This window comes from Mucilaginibacter agri (genome assembly GCF_009928685.1).
Classification (GTDB): domain Bacteria; phylum Bacteroidota; class Bacteroidia; order Sphingobacteriales; family Sphingobacteriaceae; genus Mucilaginibacter; species Mucilaginibacter agri.
This window is the reverse complement of record NZ_WWEO01000042.1, coordinates 542,378-561,754: the sequence shown is the minus strand read 5'-3', so window position 1 is coordinate 561,754 and position 19,377 is coordinate 542,378. Positions and strand designations below refer to the sequence as shown.

At 40.9% G+C, this 19,377-nt stretch carries 18 protein-coding genes and 2 tRNA genes; 6 read left to right on the top strand and 14 right to left on the bottom strand.

The genetic code is table 11. The annotated features are described in order from the left end of the window. The first annotated feature begins 24 nt into the window (after positions 1 to 24). Positions 25 to 861: a polysaccharide deacetylase family protein gene (locus tag GSY63_RS12415; protein ID WP_166586120.1), complete on the top strand. Its 837-nt coding sequence runs from the start codon at positions 25 to 27 to the stop codon at positions 859 to 861. 38 nt (positions 862 to 899) lie between these two features. Next, on the top strand, positions 900 to 2,426 hold the full coding sequence (locus GSY63_RS12410; protein WP_166586119.1) for an FAD/NAD(P)-binding protein: 1,527 nt from the start codon (positions 900 to 902) through the stop codon (positions 2,424 to 2,426). 89 nt (positions 2,427 to 2,515) lie between these two features. Here the strand turns inward: GSY63_RS12410 and GSY63_RS12405 are convergent, their stop codons facing one another. From GSY63_RS12405 to kdsA, 11 genes are all read right to left on the bottom strand, one after another. Continuing rightward, the gene (locus tag GSY63_RS12405) at positions 2,516 to 3,064 is read right to left on the bottom strand and encodes a carboxymuconolactone decarboxylase family protein (protein ID WP_166586118.1); all 549 of its coding nucleotides are present in this window, start codon (positions 3,062 to 3,064) and stop codon (positions 2,516 to 2,518) included. A gap of 8 nt (positions 3,065 to 3,072) precedes the next feature. Beyond that, positions 3,073 to 3,624: a carboxymuconolactone decarboxylase family protein gene (locus tag GSY63_RS12400; RefSeq protein WP_166586117.1), complete on the bottom strand. Its 552-nt coding sequence runs from the start codon at positions 3,622 to 3,624 to the stop codon at positions 3,073 to 3,075. A gap of 27 nt (positions 3,625 to 3,651) precedes the next feature. Beyond that, positions 3,652 to 4,911 (bottom strand): MFS transporter, encoded by a 1,260-nt coding sequence (locus GSY63_RS12395; protein WP_208094525.1) that lies wholly within the window; start codon positions 4,909 to 4,911, stop codon positions 3,652 to 3,654. Positions 4,912 to 4,916: 5 nt separating this feature from the next. After that, entirely contained in the window at positions 4,917 to 7,685 is a 2,769-nt protein-coding gene (locus GSY63_RS12390; protein ID WP_166586116.1) for a TonB-dependent receptor, read from the bottom strand. 33 nt (positions 7,686 to 7,718) lie between these two features. Beyond that, complete coding sequence (locus GSY63_RS12385; RefSeq protein WP_166586115.1) at positions 7,719 to 8,279, bottom strand: carboxymuconolactone decarboxylase family protein; 561 nt, start codon at positions 8,277 to 8,279, stop codon at positions 7,719 to 7,721. Between the two features lie 328 nt (positions 8,280 to 8,607). Next, positions 8,608 to 9,153 (bottom strand): hypothetical protein, encoded by a 546-nt coding sequence (locus GSY63_RS12380; RefSeq protein WP_166586114.1) that lies wholly within the window; start codon positions 9,151 to 9,153, stop codon positions 8,608 to 8,610. A 133-nt stretch (positions 9,154 to 9,286) separates the two neighbouring features. Further along, positions 9,287 to 9,368, bottom strand: a tRNA-Leu gene (locus GSY63_RS12375). A gap of 70 nt (positions 9,369 to 9,438) precedes the next feature. Beyond that, on the bottom strand, positions 9,439 to 10,239 hold the full coding sequence (locus GSY63_RS12370; protein ID WP_166586113.1) for an ABC transporter substrate-binding protein: 801 nt from the start codon (positions 10,237 to 10,239) through the stop codon (positions 9,439 to 9,441). Beyond that, positions 10,229 to 11,632: an undecaprenyl-phosphate glucose phosphotransferase gene (locus GSY63_RS12365; protein ID WP_166586112.1), complete on the bottom strand. Its 1,404-nt coding sequence runs from the start codon at positions 11,630 to 11,632 to the stop codon at positions 10,229 to 10,231. The genes GSY63_RS12370 and GSY63_RS12365 overlap by 11 nt, the downstream gene beginning before the upstream one ends. A gap of 213 nt (positions 11,633 to 11,845) precedes the next feature. Beyond that, the gene (locus GSY63_RS12360) at positions 11,846 to 12,781 is read right to left on the bottom strand and encodes a KpsF/GutQ family sugar-phosphate isomerase (RefSeq protein WP_166586111.1); all 936 of its coding nucleotides are present in this window, start codon (positions 12,779 to 12,781) and stop codon (positions 11,846 to 11,848) included. 4 nt (positions 12,782 to 12,785) lie between these two features. Next, positions 12,786 to 13,562: a 3-deoxy-8-phosphooctulonate synthase gene (gene kdsA, locus GSY63_RS12355; RefSeq protein WP_166586110.1), complete on the bottom strand. Its 777-nt coding sequence runs from the start codon at positions 13,560 to 13,562 to the stop codon at positions 12,786 to 12,788. A 175-nt stretch (positions 13,563 to 13,737) separates the two neighbouring features. Here kdsA and hscB point away from each other — a divergent pair, with 175 nt between their 5' ends. Both hscB and GSY63_RS12345 read left to right on the top strand, forming a co-directional pair. Continuing rightward, positions 13,738 to 14,265: a Fe-S protein assembly co-chaperone HscB gene (gene hscB, locus GSY63_RS12350; RefSeq protein ID WP_166586109.1), complete on the top strand. Its 528-nt coding sequence runs from the start codon at positions 13,738 to 13,740 to the stop codon at positions 14,263 to 14,265. Between the two features lie 10 nt (positions 14,266 to 14,275). Then, positions 14,276 to 14,355, top strand: a tRNA-Leu gene (locus tag GSY63_RS12345). Positions 14,356 to 14,491: 136 nt separating this feature from the next. Here the strand turns inward: GSY63_RS12345 and GSY63_RS12340 are convergent. Next, positions 14,492 to 15,997, bottom strand: coding sequence for a glycosyl hydrolase (locus GSY63_RS12340; protein WP_166586108.1), 1,506 nt, complete (start codon positions 15,995 to 15,997; stop codon positions 14,492 to 14,494). A 414-nt stretch (positions 15,998 to 16,411) separates the two neighbouring features. Between GSY63_RS12340 and GSY63_RS25180 the strand changes: the two genes are divergently transcribed. Then, positions 16,412 to 16,717 carry a helix-turn-helix domain-containing protein gene (locus tag GSY63_RS25180; protein ID WP_166586107.1) on the top strand — a complete coding sequence of 102 codons (306 nt, stop codon included), beginning with the start codon at positions 16,412 to 16,414 and terminating at the stop codon, positions 16,715 to 16,717. Between the two features lie 224 nt (positions 16,718 to 16,941). On the opposite strand, the gene GSY63_RS12330 is transcribed toward GSY63_RS25180, so the two are convergent. After that, entirely contained in the window at positions 16,942 to 17,154 is a 213-nt protein-coding gene (locus tag GSY63_RS12330; RefSeq protein WP_166586106.1) for a hypothetical protein, read from the bottom strand. A gap of 144 nt (positions 17,155 to 17,298) precedes the next feature. On the opposite strand from GSY63_RS12330, the gene GSY63_RS12325 reads away from it, so the two are divergent. After that, complete coding sequence (locus tag GSY63_RS12325; protein WP_166586105.1) at positions 17,299 to 18,810, top strand: glycosyl hydrolase; 1,512 nt, start codon at positions 17,299 to 17,301, stop codon at positions 18,808 to 18,810. Positions 18,811 to 18,963: 153 nt separating this feature from the next. Here GSY63_RS12325 and GSY63_RS12320 read toward each other — a convergent pair whose 3' ends face one another. Continuing rightward, complete coding sequence (locus GSY63_RS12320; protein ID WP_166586104.1) at positions 18,964 to 19,365, bottom strand: DUF1634 domain-containing protein; 402 nt, start codon at positions 19,363 to 19,365, stop codon at positions 18,964 to 18,966. Positions 19,366 to 19,377 lie beyond the last annotated feature (12 nt).

The following is a 19,377-nucleotide window of genomic DNA, read 5'->3' as shown; positions in this document are numbered from 1 at the left end:
CCTAACCTTAACCCGCTGGAGCTTATGAACGTCTTAACTATCGATCTGGAGGAATGGTTTCATGTTGTGTATGACAGTGATGAGGCTGAATGGGGGAACAAAGAGAGCCGGATATTAAGAAATGCCGACTTTGTTTTGGAATCTTTAACGACTAATAACCTAAAAGCCACTTTTTTTACCCTCGGCTGGATAGCCAGGCAATACCCGGACTTGGTAAAAAAAATACATGAGGCCGGCTTCGAAATTGGCTCCCACTCAGACACACATCGCGCAGCCTACAAATTTTCGAAAAGCGGGTTTAAAGCCGATGTTAAAAGGTCGGTAGAGTCGTTGGAAGCGCTGACGGGCGAAAAAATCAGATCATTTCGGGCACCGTACTTTTCCCTCAATAAATTTATTGCACACTATATCGAAGCACTTGTTGAAAATGGCATTGAAATCGACAGCTCCATTTGTCCGATAGAGACGAGATATGGCGGTTATAAAGAATTCCCTTTTAATGAACCTTGCTTAATTAAATCCAACGGCATAGCCATAAAGGAATTTCCTTTAAATACCGTCAACATTTTCAATAAGCGCACCATATACTCAGGAGGTGGTTACTTTAGGTTGCTCCCACTCCTGCTAACCAAAGCGCTAATTAAGCAGCAACCTTATAACATGACCTATTTCCATCCACATGATTTTGATAGAGCACAGCCTCCAGCCAATCTCCCTATGTTATCTGACATCCGACGAAGAGTTGGGGCAGCAGCAGCGGGTAACAAGTTTAGGAAGCTGTTGTCAACGTTTGATTTTGTTGATATCTACGCTTCAGACAAGCTAACTAATTGGGATAACGCCCCGGTATTAACACTTTAAATATACGATAAGTGAACAGGTTTTTGAACTGATGATGTATGGATAAATCGTATGATATAATATTTGTAGGTGCAGGGATTTCGGCTGCATATACACTAATACACCTGCTAAATTCGCTCAACTCTCCTGCAAAAGTCAATAGCAAGCTTAACATCCTTGTAATTGAAAAAGATAAAGAGTTTTGGACAGGCTTACCCTATGGCAACCGAAGTGGAAAAGACGCTTTGATAATTACGCCATTAAAGGAATTTATTCATAGGGATGAAACTGCATTATTTTTATCATGGCTGCAACGAAATTTCGACAATTGCTTTGAGAGTAAAAGTACACGTCGCGGGAAACTCTTAGCCGCCTGGCTAAAGAAAAACGCAGCGTTAATTAAAGCCGGCAATTGGCAAGATTTACACATACCGAGATATTGGTTCGGGCTTTTTATAAAAGAGCGTGTAAACTGTCTATTAATTTCTGCCGCCAATAAAGGCTATATCAGCTATAGTTTGTTAAATGCATCAGTTAGCGACGTTCGGAAGGAAAAGGCATTTTACGAAGTTGTTTTAGAGAGTTCATCAACCTATTATGGTAAAAAAGTGATCCTATCTATAGGAAGCGCGCCCGCCAAATTTGTGAACATCGCTTCGTTTGATAAAAGCGTGAAACCACGGCAGCTATTTATAAATCATATTTATGGCGAAAGCCTCCCCGACACCTTACGTAGCATCACAAAAACACTAAATGATGGTTGCGACAGGTTAAAGAACGTTCTTATCATAGGCTCGAACGCTAGTGCTATAGAATTGATCTATCATTTAGATGATAAAAATTTAAATAGACTCGATAAGCTTTACGTTATTTCTTCCTCCGGAATATTTCCTGGCCGTATAAACAATAAACCTGTCAAATCACCATTTGTCCCACCAAATTTGGTTGCATTGGGAGAATCAGAAGAGTTTACCGCAGATCAAATTTTCCAATGTTTTATTAAAGATTTAAAGCTGGCCGATAACCTGACTATAGATCGCGAAGATTCTTACACAAGCGTAAATTCTACAATCTTAAAATTGGTTAATGAATTAAAGCCTGACGAGCAACTCCGCTTTGTATTGCACTATGGCGATAAGATCGGAACGTATTATAGACGGGCAGGAAGCGACTATTTTGATAAAGTACAATTATTGGAACAACATAAAAAGATAGAGTTTATTAAAGGGAACTTTGAAAAGGCAAGTGAATTTGGATTTGAATACAAAACCCCGGCGACTGAATGCAAGGTGTACATTGATAGTAAATTGGATATCATTATAAACTGCACGGGATCAAACACGCTAAACAAATATAGCCCGACATCCGGCTTGATCAAAAATTTAATTAACCGCAAAATCTGCAAAATCAATCCATCAGAAAAAGGGTTCCGTGTAAATAACAACTTTGAAGCCGATACCAATTTTTACATTATGGGACCGCTATTGGCAGGCAACATTGTTGGCAAACACAAAATATGGCACGCCGAAAGCTGCAAACGTATTTATGAGCTAACATTTGATTTAGAAAAGCATCTGTTAAAATAGTTCTTGCCACCTGGTTACCGCAATTTTAATCTATAAAAGAGGCTTGTCCTTTTGGGAGCAAGCCTCTTTAAGTTAACGATTCGATCTCTCTATTTATAAACACTCGTTTGATATCCGTCTATCGCGCGCTGCGGAGCGCGGTCTACATAGAACTGACGGTCTTGAGGAGCCCAGGTTCCTAACCCATCTACATAACGGTTGAACATACAGAACGCAGCGGCTATCAATACTGTATCATGTATCTCGGTATCTGTTGCACCTGTTTCCCGCGCCAACTCTATTTGCTCAGTACTAACCTGCTTCCCTCCCTTTTGCACACTGCCTGCAATTGTTAGTAATGCCTTCATTTTATCAGAAAGATCGGTCTGATTAAAATCATGCTTAACGGCATCAATTTGCGCAATATTACAGTTTAAGTAATGCCCGGCAACAGCTCCGTGAACATTCTGACAAAAAAAGCAATCGTTTAGGTAAGATACGTAAGTAGCAATCAACTCCCTCTCGCCGCGCGAAAGCGAGTTGTTGTCATCCCTCAACAGCACCTCAGCTATATCATTCAGCGCGTAAGCCGTATCCGGGCGATAAGCCATCAAGCCTCGAATGCCTGGGAGATCATTATTTAATTCGATATATGCCATGACATTAATTAAACGGTTTGCGGTTTAGGTGATACGTAGCCATTGGTAGCTAAATGTTTGCCCATTTCTACATAGTCTTCGCGGTTTGGTGGCGTAAGCGAAGCGAGGCCATCTACATAGCGGTTATACATACAAAAAGCAGCTGCAATAAGTACAGTATCGTGCAATTCGCGGTCGGTTACGCCTTGCGCGCGGGCGGCATCCACATCGGCCTGGGTAACTTCTTTACCCAGTATTTGCACCTTACCTGCAATGTGCAGCAAGGATTTCAGTTTATCGCTTACGGGTGCACGTTGCATATCTATTAAAACCTCATCAACGGTAGCTTCGTCTTCGCCATACAAACAACGCGCGGCGGCGGCATGGCTGCTCATGCAAAACATGCAGTCGTTTCGGTATGATACATAGGTAGCGATCAGCTCGCGGTCTGCTTGCGAAATCGGTGATTCGTCGCGTAGCAAAACCTGTGCTAACTGGTAAAGATATTGCCCGGTTTCGGGACGGAACATAACTAGTGAACGAATACCAGGTACGCCAGGGGGAACATTAATGTGTGCCATATTTTCGATTTTATAGAGGTTAAATAATTATTGATTATGATTAGTAATTTTATAGTCGGTAACAAAGATTACCACGATAAGGCCGATGATAAAAACCAGTGAAAAAATAAAGATTGCGTTACTATAGCCACCCAAATAGTTAACCAACACGCCTACAAATAAAACAGCTAGCCCCGTAAATATGCGGCCGATATTAAAGCTAAAACCCGTTGCCGATGCCCGCACTGCAGTTGGGAAAAGCTGCGGTACGTATACCGACAATACTCCCTGACTGATGCCGAAAAATAAAGCCAGCATGGCAATCTCGGCATAGATCATTGGAGTAAATACTGTGTTAGTTTTAAACAGCAGAAATGAGAATACAGAACATACGCTAAAGCAAATGATCATAGACCGGCGCAGGCCGGCCATATTTACAAACCAGCCCGAAATAAAGCCACCTGATAAGCCGCCCATGCCTAAAAACATCATGCTTAACCCACGCTCTTTTTGAGCGTCGCCTGTGCTGATGCTTTGTACCCAGGTAGGCAGCCACGAGAATATGGCCCATAGGCCGACAAGCATTGTCCCAAAAGTTATGGAGCTTATAAACAACTGTTTGCGGTTGACCGGAGAGAACAGCGCCTTCGATTTATCGGGTGCCAAGGCTTTATTGATTCTATGATTTACCCATTGATCCGACTCTTGTATCGCCCAAATACCAACTAAGGCTATTAAAACCGGAATTATTCCAACATAAAAACCTTCGCGCCACGAACTAACAATATTGTTAATTACACCGGCAGAGAAAATTCCCACAGGAAAAGCGATCGACAATATACCCGTATAAATGGCTTTGCTTTTAGTTGGCCATATTTCGCTGATTAGAGTGAACGATACCACCAGCACCCCACCTACCCCAAAACCGCTCATAAAACGGCAGAGCACAATACCATACCAATTTTGCATAAAGCCGGTTAACATGGTGAACAAACCATAGCAGCCGATAGAAAGCAGCAATGATTTCTTACGACCTAAGTTATCGCAGATCATTCCCCACGAGAAACCGCCGAGTGCCCAGCCAAATATAAACAGGGCATTAATGTACCCGCTTATAGTGTTCATTTGTTCTGCGGATTGATCTCCCTGTAGTTCTTTAACTACTACCGGCAAATAAACCGACATAAGGGTTGATACAGTGCCCCCAAGGGCACTGCTTAAAAAACATAAGGCAAATAGTACAGTACGATAGGTAGCGGTATTGCTACCCTGATAAACCACTTGAGGTTCCTGAATCATTGTATCCATAGCTGTTATTTTAATAGGTTATCAAAAACTATTGAAACGTAGTAAATACCCCCCACCGCAGGCGAACCGTAGGCTTGTGAAATATGCTTATTGAAGATGTTGCTACCTCCCAATTTTATCATAGCGCCCATTTTAGGCAGCTTTTTGTTGATCTGGGCATCAAACATAGAGTAGGCATTAATACGGCCTGGTTGATTACCAGCAAATGTACCGTACCAGTCAAATGCGCTTTGCCAGTGCCAAGCCAGGTTAAAGCCGAAATCATTAACAACATTTGAATTGGCAAATGTGGCATTGGTGCTGTATTTCGGTGTGTTAAATGGCGCTATGTTATTTGGATTGGCATTCTCGAGGTTAAAGGTTGCAATGGTTACGTTACCGCCAAGGGTGTAGTGTCTTGGCAACAGGTAGGTAAGACTAGCCCCACCCCCTTGTTGCGACACTTTATCGGGTGCGTTAGTATACAGTTGATAGGCATGCACATTGCCATTTAAAATGTCAACTGCTGCTGCTGTATTGATTTTCCCGTCGGGGCCTATTACGTTATCCGTTGGCTGAATTACTACTGTATTTAAAATAAAATTGGTGTAAGAGCTGTAGTAGTAGTTAACGTCTACAACCAACTTTTCAGCTATCAAACCTTTGTAGCCAACTTCAAAAGCTTTTTGTTGCTCGGGTTTGATATAGGCTACGTTAGATTTTTTAAGTAGGTCTTTGTTATCAGCAACAGCTTGCGGAAATGGTTTGCCGGCTGCAACCTGGGCACCAAATGCCGAACCAAACGCACTTACTGAGCTTGCCGTAAATGAGTTTTCATAAACATTTAAGCCTTTACTGTTATTAGGCGCGCCACCCAATATGGTAATTGGGCCAACGTTTAAGTGGATGTACTGATCAACTGGTGTGGGGTTACGGAAACCGGTTTGGTATGATGCCCTGAAGTTATGGTTCTCGGCAACGGTGTACACGGCCGAAAAGCGTGGTGTAAAGCTGCCATCAAAGTTTTCGTTTTTATCGTAGCGTAAAGAAGCTACCAATCGCAATTTATCGTCGAACAGTTTTTTACCTGCCTGTACAAATGCGCCGTACTCCTTAATGGTAACCTTATTGGTTTTATCATCAAACAAGCTTCCATTGGTAAACATATCGTAGTAACGGAAACTACCACCAGCAAGCAAATCAAACACCTTAATGCTGTTGCTGAAATCATACTGACCATCTGCATGATAAAACTTGCTGTTACTAAACACGCCTGCGCCACTTAAACCATAATTATGTATCGAAGCATCCTTTGCCTGGTCGAAAGCTGCCGTACCTGGTAAAAACCTCCCTTTGTCTGCAAAAGCCCGGGCTGCACTATTATCATGCGCGGTTACTCCGGCAATTGTTCCGTTAAAAGCGCTCGAATAGCGGGTGAACCAGGTATCGTCTGCTTTATCGGGTGTTACCACATTACCACTTAGATCCTGCACCCAATCACGATTGATGAATTGAGCAAGGGAGCGGGTATTGTAAGAGTCGTGCGAATTTTCGATCACCTCATATCCTCTTACAAAGAAATTGCTTCCTTTCAATTCTATACGGTGGGTTTGCAAAACGAAGTTATTTAGATCGAACCTGCTGCTCCCGGTATAGCTGGCGGTACCGCGGCCGTAATTATATTGATAAAGTGCTTGTAAATTATTCGAGATTCGGTAAGCAACCTGTCCGTTTAGTTTTAAACTATAAACATTATAGTTCATCAGGTCTTTCTCTTCGTAACCGGTTCTGGATACCAGGCCAATACCGGGCAAAGTACGAGACACTTCATCTCCGTAAATATTCAAAGCGTCGCGGCCTGGATTATTAGGTCCACGCAAGGCTGGAGAAGTAGAAGCACTAATATCCGTGTAGTTGTTGGCATACCAATCGGTACCGGTTAAATAAGACGCATTGAGTTTTATAGCAAATTTATTGTTGAATGCCTTGGCATAACGGGCGGCAAAATCATAAAGGCCTTTGGGATCTGCAAAGCTTTCACCTACGTGGTTCAATCCGGTTTTAACCTGTAAACTTAAGCCCTGATATTGAAATGGGTCTTTGGTATGCATCATTAATACACCGTTAAAAGCAACCGGGCCATATAGTGCCGAAGCAGCACCAGGTATAATCTCTACACTTTCCATGTCAATATCCGATGCACCGAAAAGGTTACCTACCGAAAAGTTAAGTCCGGGGGTTTGGTTATCTACACCGTCTACCAGTTGTAAAAAGCGCGAGTTACCTGTACTGTTAAAACCACGGGTATTGATTTGCTTGTAGGTAATACTGCTTGTTACGGCTTCAACCCCTTTGAGACTTTGCAAACCATCGTAAAAAGTGTAGGATGGATTTTCGATAATCGCCTTCGGTGTCATCTTTTCAATGCTTACAGGCGAACGCATAATGTTCTCACTTACCCGTGATGCAGCGGTAACCACTTCGTTTAACATAATAGAAGTTTGTGCAAGGGGCAGGTTTATCTCCTGATTGCTTTTAGTTACGTCAACATACTTTGTTTGATACCCTGTTGATGAAATGCTAACAGTAAACGGTATTTGTATTTTATGGAAGGTAATTTCAAAACCACCCTTAGAATTGGTTACTGTACCGGCGATTTTGCCCTTAACCATAATGTTTGCGCCATTTAAAGGCTGATGAGTAATGCTATCTGTTATTTGCCCTTTAACGGTAACATCCTGGGCGTAGAGTTTAAATGAAGTTAATAGTAATATAATCAGGTAAAATCTTTTCATTGTTTTGAGCGATTAGGGAATAGTTTTGGATAATTATTTCTTAAGATGATCATAACCTTGCGGCAAGCGAGTATAACCATGGTTAACCAGCCGATCTGCCAGCACATCATAATATGCAGGGCTATCTGGCAACGCGGTCGACAAGCCATCTACATAGCGGTTATAAAGACAGAATAGCCCGGCTATTAGCACCGTATCATGTATTTCGATGTCTGTTGCACCTGCTGATTTTGCTCTTTCTATGGCTGTATCACTAACAAGTTTGCCGCTTTGGCCTGTAAGTTTGGCAATGGTTAGCAGCGCTTTCATCTTTTCGCTCACGGGAGCAGTTTCTATATCTTCTTTAACACTTTGGGCCGTTTTCGTTTCGCCTAGCAGCAAATCGGCTGCTGCAGTATGAGCGGTTGTACAAAATTTGCATTGGTTGCCGCTAGACACTACGGTTGCAATAAGCTCGCGCTCTCCTTCGGTTAGCGACGACGGCCCGCGTAATAATATCTGTGTAAGATCGCGAATGGGCTGGGCCGATTCTTTTCTATATTCTAATAAACCGGTAATGCCCGGTAAATGAGCTTCTACGTTAATAAATGGCATAACTTTATGATTTTGAGGTGTAGAATAATAACCCCTGATAGCAGTTGCAGTAATGCTATTTTTTCCCAATTACCATTATAGAGGTGTGCAAATTCAATGAGTGAATTTGGTTTGACCGTACATAACAGGAATAGTATTACAGCAAGCTGCTAAAGAGGAACTGTGGTTTTTAAATATTGCCGTGCTTAAGAGATTGGCCCGTGTAAGTATTTTTACCAATTACCATATAAGTATGTGTACAAATCCATTTACAGGATTTGATAAAACCATATACAATAAATACTTAACAGCACTAATGCGTTAAACAAAGGAAAATTTAAAACAGGAGTTATGCCAACAATTCGGGAGGTTGGAATGGGGTACCAGCATATAAACTGGTATGCTTTAGCACTGTTGTGCTTTTTGTAGTGGTGATATCAGTTGGTCGACTAGTAAAATCGAACAGAATAACAAAGTGGCTATATTCGGATAGATTGATTTTCTTACCAAAAGTGTTGTCTTTCTTGCTTATGGGCAAGTCTTCTATGTTTTTGGCATAAATGATGTTGGCGCTCACCAACCTGGTTTTCTCGTAATTGGGTATGCACATTACGTACATAGTATCGCGGGTGAGCTTCAATTTAACGTAGTTATAACAACCCTGACGAAACTGAATTTGCCCGCTAATGCGTTGATAGCTTGTCCAACTGGTAATTTGTGGCATGTTAACGGGCACTTTAACCTCAACCAGATCATGCACATTGAACATGTTACGGCTTATCTGCTCGTTCATTAATTTATCCGATTTATAAATAAAATATTGATAAAGCACAGCATAGCCTCCCAGGTTAAACAGGTGGATAGATAATAACACTATGGCTATCAGCTTTTTCAATATCGACTTATAGTTGGTTATGTAAATATTATTTTAAAATATCATTTATACAAGAAAAAGTTGTGAAAAATACGCTTCAAAGCACTTAAAACAAAAAAGCCTTCAAATTTCTTTGAAGGCTTTTAAATCTCAGTGCGGAAGAAGGGACTCGAACCCCCACGCCGTGAAGCGCCAGATCCTAAGTCTGGTGCGGCTACCAATTACGCCACTTCCGCGGGTTATTTTTGAGATTGCAAAGATATGATTTCAACCTTGTTTTCACAATCTTTTTTACAATTAATTGCTTTAAGACTGATTTTCAAGCATTTTAATTATTTCGGCAAAATATTTGGAGGCAAATTGAAGCCTGCTTCCGTACCAAGAAAACATTTCGCCATCCACCAAAAGAACTCGTGCATTTGGCAACATCGACTTAAATTCGTCGACATGCCGTTGTTTAAATGGATATGGTTCCGATGAGAGCAAAACAACGTCCGGATTTAATTCGGCGAGTTTGCTGGCATCAACTTCGGGGTAACGGGTATCATTTAAACAGTTTACCAACCCACATCTCGATAACATATCGTCTATATAAGTTTCATTACCCGCTGTCATATATGGTTTACGCCATATGAGGTAAGCTACAGATAATTGTTTTGTGATTGGAACGAGTTGTTGAAAACCTTCTTCTATATCTGAAATCAACTTTCTGGCTTCGGTAGGCTTGTCTGTTATATCGCTAATATTTTCAATCATCTGTAAAGCACCCGGAAGGTCATAAACATCGCTTATCCAAACCGGGAAGTAATTCATCAACTCCTCTATCTGGCTGCGCTCGTTTTCTTCTTTATTAGCGATGATCAGATCTGGCTGCAGGCTTTTGATCTTTTCGATATCGAGTTGCTTGGTGCCCCCTATTTTGGCTTTAGCGGCAACGCCTGTTGCAGGATGGATGCAAAACTTGGTTACACCAACAACCTGCTCCTGCAAACCTAAATAGAAAAGCAATTCGGTTTGTGAGGGAACTACAGAAATTATCCTTTTGGGGTTTGCCGGTATCGTTACTTCGCGGCCAAGTTGATCGGTATGGGACTTTTTAGAAGGCATTCTTATCACCTTTGGCAGTATTCCAAAAGGTTAAAAAGATGATCTTCAGATCAAGTAGAAACGACCAGTTTTCGAGGTACCAAACGTCGGCCTCTACCCTGTTAGACATGGCCTCAGTATTTTTAGTTTCCCCACGGAAGCCGTTTACCTGCGCCCAGCCGGTAATACCGGGTTTAAGAAAATGGCGCACCATATATTTCTCAATCTCTTTAGAATATTGCTCAGTATGGCTTACCATGTGCGGCCGCGGGCCAACTACGGACATGTTACCGATAAGTACGTTAAAAAACTGTGGCAGCTCATCAATATTGGTACGGCGCATAAAGGCACCTATTGCAGTAATGCGCGAATCGCCGCGGGTGGCTTGTTTCTTATCAGAATCTTGATTAACCTTCATGCTGCGAAACTTATAGCATTTAAAGTTCTCGTTTTCGCGGCCCGAACGCACTTGTTTAAAAAACACCGGTCCACGCGATTGCAGCTTAATAATAATAGCTAATATTGGAAATAACCAACTAAATATAAAGACAAGGATAAATAGCGAAAAAACAATGTCAAAGGCCCTTTTAATACAGCGGTTAAGCACACTCTCTAAAGGCTCAGGTCGCAGCGATATAACCGGAATATGACCGAAGCTTTGTACCAGGGTTGGCCTGTTACTATAGCTATAATATTCGGGTACCAGCTTAAAGCGAATCATGTTCTTATCGGCCTCCAACATCAAACGCTCTATAGATTGAGCCTCGGTGCTGGGCAATGCGCAAAAAATCTCGTGCACTTTGTTTGAGATCACATAATCAACACAAGCATCGGTTTTACCCAAAAACAAATCAACATCACTAACGCGGGCAGGGTCATCGTCAAAAAAACCCACCATATTGTAACCGCGATCGGGATTATGCTTAAAATAATTATACAGATCTTCTCCTACACGGCCGCCGCCTACAATAATCACGTTTCGCTTATCCATCAGCACACGGCGGTCGCCACGGCGTATGGTAAGGAATATCAGTTTCCAGATTCCGAGTAAAAATCCAAATAAAGCAATGGAACAAAACAAGTATTCGCGGGTGATAAAGTAGGCCTTGGTACCAATAATGATGATAATGGTAACACAAATAAGCCCCACAAATATTAAATAAGTTTTAAAAACACTGCGGTAAGTGTTAATAGAATCTTTGTTTAATACCGACTCATACAATCCGGATATATTGGCAGACAAAAGCCATATCAAGTTAAAAACCAACACAATAGGTAAATAATTTTTATTATTTATCCACATTATGAACGATTTGTCTACGATAAGGTAGGCTATAACCATACTTATATTTAATATAATATAATCTATAGTTAAATTAATAGCCTTGATAAACGTAGCGTACCTGTGAATCATATATAAAAACTCCCGACGAAAATTAGAGGGTGGCGGGTAAATGCTGCGCTAAAATAATATAATTATTTGAGATGAAAATGAGATTGGAAATTTAATAGCATAATGCTTATCAAATTTTCAATTTTTAATTAAAAATTAAGTATAGGTTTCAAAAACTAACAATGGGTTAAAATTTAGCTGTGAAGAAATATTTTAATATTGTGCAGAAACTGTTTATCTATTGTATATCTGGTAAACACCACCCACGGTATGCTTTTCTGCCGAACCAACCAGCACCGTTGTGATCTTCTTTTGCATCATAATTTCTTCAGCCTCATCCAACAACACGTCTTCATCAATAATAATTGGGGTGGTAGTCATTATTTCTGTGATATTAACCGTTGCCAAATCAGTATTCTTCAACAAGGCGCGGCGTAAGTCGCCATCGGTAATAACGCCTTTTACAGCATCCGCTTGCCCTACTATCACCATACCTAAGCGCCCTTCCGACATTTTAAGCAACAGATCCGTAAAAGCGGCATCCTCATTAATGAATGGAATACCTTCGCGCTGCATCACATCCTTAACCTTGGTTAAAAGCTTGCGCCCCAAGTTTCCGCCGGGATGAAAACGGGCAAAATCGTCGGACTTAAAATCTCTCGCCTCCATCAATGCTACCGCTAGTGCATCGCCCATAACCAACGCAGCCGTAGTTGATGACGTGGGAGCCAAAGCCAGTGGACATGCTTCGCGCGTGATAGTTATTGACAAATGGTAGTGACTATGTTTAGCCAATGTAGACTCACGATTACCCGACATGCAGATAATGGTATTACCATTCCATTTTAAAAACGGAATGATCTTCAACAGCTCGTCAGTTTCACCCGAATACGAAATAATGATGATTGTATCCTTTGACTCAACCATGCCTAAATCGCCATGGAAAGCTTCACCAGGGTGTAGGTAAAAACTCGGCGTACCGGTACTGGCAAGCGTGGCTGCTATTTTTTTACCGATAAGCCCCGATTTGCCGATGCCGGCAACAATCAGTTTGCCCTCGGTATTTAGTATCGCGTTTACCACTTCCGTAAAACTATCATCAATAGAATCGGCCACATGTCGCAGCGATTCTATCTCAATATCAAATACTCTTTTGGCTATCTCGTTCATGGTATTAGCCCAACAGCGGTAAAATTACGCTTTCCAGTTCGTGCAGCTTAACCATATTAGGGCCGTCGCTCAGGGCATGGTCAGGATCGGGATGAGTTTCCATAAAGTATCCGTTTGCACCAAAAGCTTTAGCCGCTAAGGCCATCATCGGCACAAAAGTACGGTCACCGCCTGTTTTGCCGCCTGCACCACCAGGGCGCTGTACCGAGTGGGTGCAGTCCATACAAACTGGATAGCCAAACTTCTTCATATCATAAATATTGCGAAAATCTACCGCGAGGTTATTGTAGCCATACATGTTGCCACGCTCGGTTAAAATAACCTGGTTGTTACCAGCTTCAATCACTTTCTGCGCGGGATACTCCATATCCTGCCCGGAAAGAAACTGTGCTTTTTTAACATTTACAATCTTTCCGGTCTTAGCGGCAGCAACCAATAGGTCTGTTTGGCGGCATAAAAATGCGGGAATCTGCAAAATGTCAGCAACCTCGGCTACCCGCGCAGCCTGGTAACTTTCGTGTATATCTGTGGTAACTGGTAAGTTAAACTGCTCTTTCACCTTTTGCAGCATCTCCATCCCTTTTTCAAGGCCCGGACCACGGTACGAGTGGATAGATGTACGGTTAGCTTTATCGTACGACGACTTAAACACTACCGTGATATTATATTTTTGACCTATAGTGGCAACTTTTTCGGCCACCTGGTAAAGTAATTCCTGATTTTCCATTACGCACGGGCCGAGTATAAAAAAAGGGCCTTGCTGTATTTGTTCAAATAGCATAGTGAGATTATATAGGTACAAAGATGATGATTTTTTTGTTGTGATGTGTTTGTTGTCAGTTGCCTGATCTTTGATAATTAAACAAGTTACCGGGATATGATGTATACTTTTAAGCCATACATTACATTTGCAACGAGGTTATCTGACAACAGACAACCCATAACAGATAACCGACATGATTAACTTTTTTGAATTCTACGATATACCCGAGGCTTTTGAGTTAGACCAGGCAAAACTTAAGAAACAGTTTTACGACCTGAGCAAGAAATATCATCCCGATTTTTATGCAAACGAAAGTGATGAACGCCAGCAGGAAATACTGGAATTATCTACCATAAACAATAAGGCTTACCAAACGCTCTCTAACCCTAATAAGCGCCTGGCCTATATACTAACGCAGCATAATTTGTTGAATGAAGGTGCCAAACCACAGCTACCCGGCGACTTTTTAATGGAGATGATGGACATCAATGAGCGCCTTATGGAGGTGGACGGAGCCGAAGAATTAGCCAATATTACAGCCGAAGTGTTGGAAATTGAAAATAATTTACAACACAACCTCGACAAATTAACATCAGACTATCAGCAACTTGACCATACGGCGAAAGAGAATCGGCTCAATGGAATCGCAGATATTTACTACAGACAAAAATATTTGTTGCGGATTAAGGAGACTTTAGATACATTTGCAGCCCGGTTCTGACAATCGGAATGCCCAGCTGGCGGAATTGGTAGACGCGCTGGTCTCAAACACCTGTGGGAAACCGTGCCGGTTCGACTCCGGCGCTGGGTACAGAGTAGATCCCGGTCTAAAAATAAAAGGGTTGATCTTAACGATCAGCCCTTTTTTATTTAACATTCTCAATTTATAAATCATGCTTTATGGCATGGCTTACTTCTATAAATCACTTCCATTGGTTAATTGCTGTTTAATTGCTTGTTAGATCATTCACAACAGCTTTTACTTTCCATTTGGTATACTTGCTGGTCCATTTAATTAGACCATAATTTGCCTCGAGTGTATTAGTTTTCTGCGGCTCGTCAAACAATTCATAAAGAAGTACTGCTCCTACATCGGGATTATTTTTAACCTTTTGTATAAAAGAAGTAATGAAATCGCTTTGCAAATCTTCAATGTTTGAAACATTACTATAACGTTGCCCAACTTCGGTAAACCAAATTGGCTTATCGAAAAGAGAAGCAAGTTTAGTAGCAATATTGGTAATCTTCATGGAGTTACTTGGCGCTGCCGCCTCCATTTCCGAGTACCAATGCCAGGCTACAATGTCAAATTTAACGCCGTAGTCAATCAGCATTTGCATATACGCAAAGTGCAACCAACTTGCATTGATCATGGTTTGAGCTGTTGGCTGAACTGATTTAATGCCATCTCTCATTCCTTTTAAATAGGCTGCTATCAGTTTAAATTTCGCCAGATTATAATCGGTACTTTTATCACCATTGCCGGAACGGATAACATCATTATCCAACTCGTTCCCCAATTCGTAATAGTCGAAATACTGTGAATTTTGGGAAGCGACTGCGCTGCCTTTTAAACGGCCTGCTGTGTAATTGTCGTTTTCAGACTTGTCTAAATCAAGCGTGGTTGCATAAATCATGGGGAGGATAGAAATACCGGCCGCTTTTGTGGCGTTGTAAAGTGGGATAAATGAACTTAAGCTTGATATAGTACCGTCGGATTTAAAGTTAACGTCTTGGCGATAATAGGTCATACCCATTTGTTTTAACAGCGCAACCTGCTGGTCTATACTAACCGCTAAATATGGATCGGAACCCAGCGAATGACCATTAACACCAAATATCTGCGAACTGGTTTCTGCAACAGCTGACGCGCTCACGGTATTGGCTTTCGCAAACACAATATACTGGCATTGTGCGCCTACCGCCGGGGTTGCCATTGTGCCTCCCAAAATAACCGTGCCGGCATTATAGGTTTTGCTATACAAAACAAACGAGCCCATTTTGGTATCATCTGTGGTAATTGTGCTTGTAAGTTTTTTCCAGCCAGATAACCAAGCCGGAACTGCGGTCGCCCGCCCGTCATAAGCAATATAAACGGTCGAGCTACTGCTTAGCTTAAAGGATAAAAACGAGGAAGAAGTATTCGCCTTGTCATCATTAGCGGTTTTGATCAGTGTAGCACCCGATAACGAAGTCGGAACCGAAGTTAACTTATTTGTACGATCAATATAATAAGTTGATCCATTGGTTAACGTACCCGTTGCGTAGGTTTTACCTGTAACAACATTGATACTGGTTAAAGTATTAGCCGAAGCCAATGTTGTAGATGTTGTTGCAACCTCTACCGCCGCGGGTTTTATGGGTGATACTAAAGTTGATGAATCGTCTTTTTTACAGGAAATTATTGCCGTTACTGCAAAAAGAAACAATAGATAGATTTTTTTAGGGTTCATAAAGGACTTTTAAAAAATAAATTATCTAACTGTATTTTCAGCTCCTTTAACGGTACTCCGATCTCAATGTTACTTTATTTATTATTTATTTAACTAAAACGCAATTAAATGATATTAATGTGATAATCACTATTTTATTGATATTGCCAACAATTCACCGAGATACACGATCATTTTGCACTCCTTTCCCATACTTCTTGACGTTCTTTTTAAGCATTAAAAGTTTAAGACCCTAATGGATGGCGAAAAAAACCGCTTGTCAATTGATGCTATTTATCAGATATTTGCTAATACTGTAATTGCAGCTCACCAAACATTGCCGGCTGTAACTTGTTACTATCCCGGGCAAAAAAAACTATTCCAATCAATTTGCCCGCAACCAATTATTTAGTTAAACCTCCAATCATCAATCAAATGAAAAATCAATTGCTTAGTGACTTACATATTGTCTCTAACATTAAAAGTCTAAGAATTTCTAAAGCATATAGTCAGGACTATCTGGCAAACAAATTAAACATCTCTCAAAACGCATATAGTAAACTCGAACTCGGCAGATCTAAACTCACTGTTGACCGGCTACTTGAAATTGCTAACATATTGGATGTTGAGATTATGGAAATATTTGTTATACAGACGACCGAACCAGATCATAGTAAAGCTATTCATTTTGATAGAAAGGCAACAAACCAGTACCACTGGTCGTCACGGGTAGAAGAATAGTTATTATGAATTAACAAGGCGGAACGCCTTTCTAATCGATGTCAAAGCTCATCTTGGAGAGATCCAAACCAGCGACATGGAAATGCTAAAGCATGCTCTGTCTTGCGGCTCCATTCCAAGTTTTTTTTGCCCAAAACTCATCGGCCGCGACCTCGTGTCAGGTGGCGGGTTTATTTAAATAGCCACCTCCCAATCAAACTGCAGACGCCTGATATTTAAATCTTTTACTTCGAAATTTCGAAGAGAAATTTTTTCCAAAGACGATTTTCACGCAGAATTCCTTTTAAAATCCAGGCATTTTTATCAGCATTTTTTATCAAAATCTTAGCATTCTTGAGACAAATTGTGATCCATGATGAGAAAATTTGAGAATTTTTTTCACATAAAGGAAAACATTTAGTGATTTCAGCAAATGGCTGATAATCAACTTTTTCCATAATTACGTTTATTGACAATATTTTTATAAAATCTTTAATTTATTTACCAATAGTTAATAAAATTCGCAATTATAGTAACCTATCAGGTGCATTATTCGTTAAAGTTGTCAAAAATATAGCTGTTTATTTAAACTTTAAGATTGTATGCATTTTAAGAAAAGCCCCCTACTATTCCTTTTTGCGCTAACCTTTATTTTTTCTTGTAAAAAAGACGATCAATCGTCATTAGTAACCCCTTCAAACCCCTCTGACTTAGATGTTGCTACAACAACATTATCTTCTGTAAATGCTTTTACCAGCGTTAAGGCTACTTCAGGCAAAGCCTATACAACAGGCACTTTATCAAAAGATTCAACCTATTACATCGACCGCACAAATAAATTTACCGCTGTGCCCGACTCTTTATCAGGTGCTGCTATGGTGAAAACCGCCAACGACGATAAAGCAAATACTTCTTCATCGTTTCTTTCTTTTACATTGAGTAGCCCCGCAACAGTATATGTTGGTTATGATGCAAGAGCAACCGCAGTGCCAGCCTGGCTGTCAGGTTGGACAAAGCTTTCTGCAACCCTTGGTACAGATGATGCCAAAATGGGTTCGTTCGTATTATACAGCAAAGCATATAATGCGGGTAGTGTAATATTGGGTGGTACTATGGCTCCCCCTGCAGCCGGTGCGCAGTGCCAATACGTTGTGTTTGCAAAAGCAAATACTACAGTAGTTGCTTCGCCAAGCGCACAGATTGCTACCAGCTCTCAAATATTTGGTGTTAACGGCCATTCACTGGGATCTGATCCTTACCTGGCAGTTGGTATAGACCAACAGATCGCCCTGCTTAAACAAATGGGCATGACCTACTATCGTCAGGACATCAGCTTCAAAACTGACGGTACCATTTCAAGCTTAAGTTCATTCATTCCTATTTTTAATGTAACTAAAGCAGCTGGAATTACCATATTACCAATGGTTTATTCTACTACGCTTGATTTAACCAAATCTGAAACTGATAATTACAACGCAGGTCGTTTAAAAGGCAGTGCAGTTGCTTCTCAAAATTCGCAATATTTTAAATATTATGAATTAGGTAACGAGCTTGACAACAAAGTTATCTTATCTGGCAATGGCGATAAAAGCACAGATTACGATCTTACCAAATTTAAACTTGTAGCAGCGTACTTAAAAGGTATGGATGACGGTATCAAATCTGCACAACCTACTGCAAAAACAATGATTAATGCTAGTTGGTTACACTTTGCTTACACGCAAATGCTTATCGATTACGGCGTAAACTTCGATATTGTGGCTTGGCACTGGTACTCTGATATGGAGGCTGCCGGACCTGGTAACTCAATGAAGGTTACAGATATCGCTGCCAAACTTGCCAGCCTTTTCTCAAAACCAATCTGGTTTACAGAAGTGGGCGAGCGTTACAAAAATGTTGCTAACATCGAACAATTACAGAGCGACTTCATTACCTCTTTTGTTAAAAAGGTTAAAACTAACCCTAACGTTGGTGCAGTGCTTCTTTATGAATTATTTGATGAGCCACAGAAATCGAGCAATGCATTGGAAGCAAACTATGGTTTAATAAAATGGACCAGCAATTATACCAAATGGCAAGTAAAAACTGTTGTGAATAACCTTACCGTTAACTAAGATTAATTGCCATTAACACCGGATGTGTTAATTATTAAAACATTCCACAAAAAGCCCTCAGACATAATGCTGAGGGCTTTTTTGTATTTATTCGAGGGGATTTGGAAATAATTTAAAAGGCAAAAAACTTACCCTGCCTACCAAGCATCAGAGTTATACCTTCAAACCACCGAAAATACTAAACAGCATAACAGCCAGTACGATTATAGTGATACCGGTGTACATGCGATCTTTTTCCAGAATAAAGCCTAAGAGAGAGAACGCAATGCGTAGTATAGGTGTAGCTATCAGCACAATAATGCCAGCCTGAATAATTCCTTTGGGGCTACCGTGGCGTAAACCAGATAAAACTTCGCCCGCCGTAGTAAATCCAGCTTCTGTGCCAACAAAATGATGGTAAGCAGGTACTGGCGAACCACCTAACTGCAGCATATAAAAAATCCCCCCTATAAGCACAATCAGGCTGGCTCCTATAACGCCCACACGTAATTGCATGCCTATAAATTGTTCGATATCGTGGTCGCCTGTAAGCTTTCTTGAATTATCGTTTTTCATATTAATATTATT

What these genes read in the sequence shown, in the direction of transcription:
- GSY63_RS12415 (WP_166586120.1), top strand. Translation starts at nt 25, where the DNA reads ATGAACGTCTTAACTATCGATCTGGAGGAATGGTTTCATGTTGTGTAT.
- GSY63_RS12410 (WP_166586119.1), top strand. Translation starts at nt 900, where the DNA reads ATGGATAAATCGTATGATATAATATTTGTAGGTGCAGGGATTTCGGCT.
- GSY63_RS12405 (WP_166586118.1), bottom strand. Translation starts at nt 3,064, where the DNA reads ATGGCATATATCGAATTAAATAATGATCTCCCAGGCATTCGAGGCTTG.
- GSY63_RS12400 (WP_166586117.1), bottom strand. Translation starts at nt 3,624, where the DNA reads ATGGCACACATTAATGTTCCCCCTGGCGTACCTGGTATTCGTTCACTA.
- GSY63_RS12395 (WP_208094525.1), bottom strand. Translation starts at nt 4,911, where the DNA reads ATGGATACAATGATTCAGGAACCTCAAGTGGTTTATCAGGGTAGCAAT.
- GSY63_RS12390 (WP_166586116.1), bottom strand. Translation starts at nt 7,685, where the DNA reads ATGAAAAGATTTTACCTGATTATATTACTATTAACTTCATTTAAACTC.
- GSY63_RS12385 (WP_166586115.1), bottom strand. Translation starts at nt 8,279, where the DNA reads ATGCCATTTATTAACGTAGAAGCTCATTTACCGGGCATTACCGGTTTA.
- GSY63_RS12370 (WP_166586113.1), bottom strand. Translation starts at nt 10,239, where the DNA reads ATGCCTTCTAAAAAGTCCCATACCGATCAACTTGGCCGCGAAGTAACG.
- GSY63_RS12365 (WP_166586112.1), bottom strand. Translation starts at nt 11,632, where the DNA reads ATGATTCACAGGTACGCTACGTTTATCAAGGCTATTAATTTAACTATA.
- GSY63_RS12360 (WP_166586111.1), bottom strand. Translation starts at nt 12,781, where the DNA reads ATGAACGAGATAGCCAAAAGAGTATTTGATATTGAGATAGAATCGCTG.
- kdsA (WP_166586110.1), bottom strand. Translation starts at nt 13,562, where the DNA reads ATGCTATTTGAACAAATACAGCAAGGCCCTTTTTTTATACTCGGCCCG.
- hscB (WP_166586109.1), top strand. Translation starts at nt 13,738, where the DNA reads ATGATTAACTTTTTTGAATTCTACGATATACCCGAGGCTTTTGAGTTA.
- GSY63_RS12340 (WP_166586108.1), bottom strand. Translation starts at nt 15,997, where the DNA reads ATGAACCCTAAAAAAATCTATCTATTGTTTCTTTTTGCAGTAACGGCA.
- GSY63_RS25180 (WP_166586107.1), top strand. Translation starts at nt 16,412, where the DNA reads ATGAAAAATCAATTGCTTAGTGACTTACATATTGTCTCTAACATTAAA.
- GSY63_RS12330 (WP_166586106.1), bottom strand. Translation starts at nt 17,154, where the DNA reads ATGGAAAAAGTTGATTATCAGCCATTTGCTGAAATCACTAAATGTTTT.
- GSY63_RS12325 (WP_166586105.1), top strand. Translation starts at nt 17,299, where the DNA reads ATGCATTTTAAGAAAAGCCCCCTACTATTCCTTTTTGCGCTAACCTTT.
- GSY63_RS12320 (WP_166586104.1), bottom strand. Translation starts at nt 19,365, where the DNA reads ATGAAAAACGATAATTCAAGAAAGCTTACAGGCGACCACGATATCGAA.